Below are 3,445 nucleotides of genomic sequence, written 5' to 3' on the forward strand. Positions count from 1 at the left end.
CGGGCCGCGCGCATCAGCCCCAGGTCCAGCCGGCCGCCCTCGCACAGGAGCACCCGCCCGTCCCCCGCGTCCGCGCAGTAATCGGCCAGCTCCAGCCACTCCTCCATGGAGGCCGACGCCCGCCGCTCCACCACCACCGGCAGCCCCAACCCGGCCGCCGCGCGTACCAGCGGGATGTCGCGCGTCCACGACGAGCCCACCACCACCGCGTCCGCCCTGGAGGCGATCGCCGGCAGATCGGCCGCGGAGTACGGCTCCACCAGCGTGGCGTGCTCTCCCAGCACGTCGTACGCGTCCACCTGCCCGTGATACGCCCGTAGATTGACCCGGCCGCCGATCACCACGGCGGGCCCCTCGCCCACGAGCAGGTCGCCCACCGCCACAGAGCGCCGTTCCAAGGTCGATGACATTCTCGACTCCCCCAACTCGGGCCGGCCCCCAGAAGCCGGCGAGAAAACCAAAAAGGCAGAGACGGGTGTCTCTGCCTCGTGCCGGCTCCAGGTGGTCGCTAGCTGACGACCGGCCCTCCCGGAGCCGGCTCGGTAAACGCGTAGCGACAAGTCATGTCTGAAACCCTACACCCATGCCTCTACCTGCTGCGCGGTACCTCTCACATGACGGACTGACCTTCAGGCGAGTCGCCGTTGATCCCTCGCTATGGGAGTATTTCTTGGCCAGGAGGAGGGTTTGAGGCCGTTGATGTCGGATCGCAAGCAGGACGGACGCCGCATCGCCGGCCGCTACCAGCTGCAGGAACCCATCGGCAGGGGCGGAATGGGGATCGTCTGGCGCGCCTACGACGAGCTCCTCGACCGCACGGTCGCGGTCAAGGAGGTCAGGTACGCCGCCGCCCTGGGCGAGGAAGTGCAGCTGCTGAACCGGCGCACAATGCGCGAGGCGAGGGCGGCGGCGAGGTTCGAGCATCCCAACGTGATCGTCGTGCACGACGTGATCGAGGAGGACGACCGTCCCTGGATCGTCATGCAGCTCGTCCAGTCACGCTCTTTGGGCGCCGTGATCAAGCAGGACGGGCCGCTGCAGACCAAGCGGGTGGCCGAGATCGGCCTGGCCGTCCTGGACGCGCTGCACCGCGCCCACGAGGCGGGCGTCCTGCACCGCGACGTCAAACCCGAGAACGTGCTGCTGGCCGACGACGGCCGCGTCGTGCTCACCGACTTCGGCATCGCCACGCTGGAGACCGAGACGCAGCTCACCGTGACGGGCCTGGCGGGCACGCCGGCGTTCATCGCGCCCGAGCGGCTCAAAGGGCTGCCGGCCCGGCGCGAGTCGGACCTGTGGTCGTTAGGAGCGACGCTGTACACGGCCGTGGAGGGCCGCTCTCCCCATGAGCGGGGGATGGCCCTGGCGACCATGCACGCCGTGCTGACCGACGAGCCCGACCCCATGCCGCACGCGGGCCAGCTCACCGACGTGATCAGCGGGCTGCTGCGGAAGGAGCCGGTGCAGCGGCTCACCTACGAGGAGGCACAGCGGATGCTGCGCCAGGTCATCGCGCAGGCGAGCCCGCCGCCGACCATGCAGTTCCCCGCGGCTCAGACGGTGCGCGTCCCCACCCCGTTCCCCAAGACCGCACCGCCGCCGCCTCCGCCGAGCAAGGAGCCCTCCCCGGACAGGGGGCGCCCGTACGGCGAGCCGCGCGTATACGGCAAGCCGCGTACGTACGGCAAGCCGCGCCCGGCGCCCGTCGAGGACGACACCCCGACCGACCCGAACGCATCCCGATCGCCGGCCCCGGCGCCGGCCGTCCCTGAGACCGGCGCACGGATCACACCCGCGCCGACCGAGGACCCGGCGCCTCATGCCGAGTCCACGATGGACGCGGCCAAGCCGGACCGGCTGCGGGCCGGCCCGGTCGTCGCGGCGGGCGTGGCGGTCGTGCTGGTCGCCGGGATCGGCGGCTACCTCGGTCTGAGCTCGACCCCGGAGGACAGTACGCCGAAGAAGGACACGTCCCAGGCCACGGTCGCCACCGCGCCCCCTTCCCAAGCCACGGCAAGCCCTTCCCAGGCCTCGCCGAGCGCCTCCCAGCCGCCGTCGCCGTCGGCCACGGCCACGGTGTCCCCGAGTGAGAGCCCGAAGCCCGAGAAGTCGGAGGACCCGCTGCCCAAGGGCTGGAAGATGTACACGGACGACGAACTGGGCTTCTCCGTCGGCCTGCCCAAGGGCTGGGACGTGCTGACCCGCAGCGGCAAACAGGTCCGGTTCCGGGGCCCGGGCGCGGCCTCCAACGCGTACCTCCTGATCGAAGATGGGGGCAAGTCCGGCAAGGACCCGTACAAGGACTGGAAGAAGCAGGAGCCGGTACTCAAGAACAACTTCGGCGGCTACAAGAAGCTCGGCATCCACAAGGTCGACTACCAGAAGGCCGCCGCCGACTGGGACTTCACCTGGAAGACCAACACCGGCCTGACCCGCGTGCGCAACCGGGGCTTCATCACCGAGAACGGCAGGGCGTACGCGATCTACTGGCACACGCTGAAGAGCCACTGGGAGAAGGACTACGACTTCTTCGAGGGGTTCTGCGCCACCTTCAAACCGGCCAAGTAGGCTTCACCGCGTGGAACGGCAGGTCAGCAACCGATATCGCCTCATCGAGCCGCTCGGCGAGGGCGGGATGGGCGTGGTCTGGCGAGCCTATGACGAGCTGCTCGACCGTACGGTGGCGATCAAGGAGGTCCGCTACACGGGCGTCGGCGACGCCAAGCGGGCCGAGCTCAACCGCAGGACCATCAGGGAGGCCAGGGCGGCGGGCCGGCTCGACCACCCGTCGGTGATCGTCATCCACGACGTCGTCGAGGAGGACGGCCGCCCGTGGATCGTGATGCAGCTCGTGCGCTCGCGCTCGCTGGCCGAGGTGCTGCGCGAGCAGGGGCCGCTCACGGTGGGGCAGACCGCGGTGATCGGCGGGCGGGTGCTGGACGCCCTGCGCGCCGCGCACGCCACCGGGGTGCTGCACCGGGACGTGAAGCCGGAGAACGTGCTGCTGGCCGACGACGGCAGGGTGGTCCTGACCGATTTCGGCATCGCCTCTCTGGAGGCCGAGGCGGGGCTGACCGCGACCGGCGGGCTGGTGGGCACGCCCGCGTACATGCCTCCCGAGCGGCTCAACGGCGAGCCCGCCCGGCCCGAGTCGGATCTCTGGTCGCTGGGGGCCACGCTGTACGCGGCCGTCGCGGGCGAGCCGCCCTTCAAGCGCGACTCGTGGGCCGCGACGGTGGCGGCGGTGCTGCGCGACGAGCCCGGACCGCCGGCCAGGGCGGGCGCGCTGGAACCGGTCATCATGGGATTGCTGCGCAGGAACCCGGCCGAGCGGATGCCCGCCTCCGAGGCCGCGAGGCTGCTGTACGAGGCCTCCGCCGCCCGCCACATGCCCGGCGACGGTCCCCACCGGCCGGGCGGCGACCGGGCCCACGCGGGCGGCGAC

At 71.3% G+C, this 3,445-nt stretch carries 2 protein-coding genes and 1 pseudogene; 2 read left to right on the plus strand and 1 reads right to left on the minus strand.

Annotated elements, in window-relative coordinates; genetic code table 11:
- Nucleotides 1-410, minus strand: a pseudogene (locus AB0J09_RS59905) (3-deoxy-D-arabinoheptulosonate-7-phosphate synthase); the annotation flags it as partial.
- A gap of 289 nt (nt 411-699) precedes the next feature.
- Here AB0J09_RS59905 and AB0J09_RS59910 point away from each other — a divergent pair.
- Nucleotides 700-2,568, plus strand: coding sequence for a protein kinase (locus AB0J09_RS59910; protein ID WP_360712596.1), 1,869 nt, complete (start codon nt 700-702; stop codon nt 2,566-2,568).
- 10 nt (nt 2,569-2,578) lie between these two features.
- The coding region (locus AB0J09_RS59915) for a serine/threonine-protein kinase (RefSeq protein WP_360712599.1) at nt 2,579-3,445 on the plus strand (867 nt) is incomplete at its 3' end.

Source organism: Nonomuraea sp. NPDC049784 (assembly GCF_040659615.1).
GTDB lineage: Bacteria > Actinomycetota > Actinomycetes > Streptosporangiales > Streptosporangiaceae > Nonomuraea.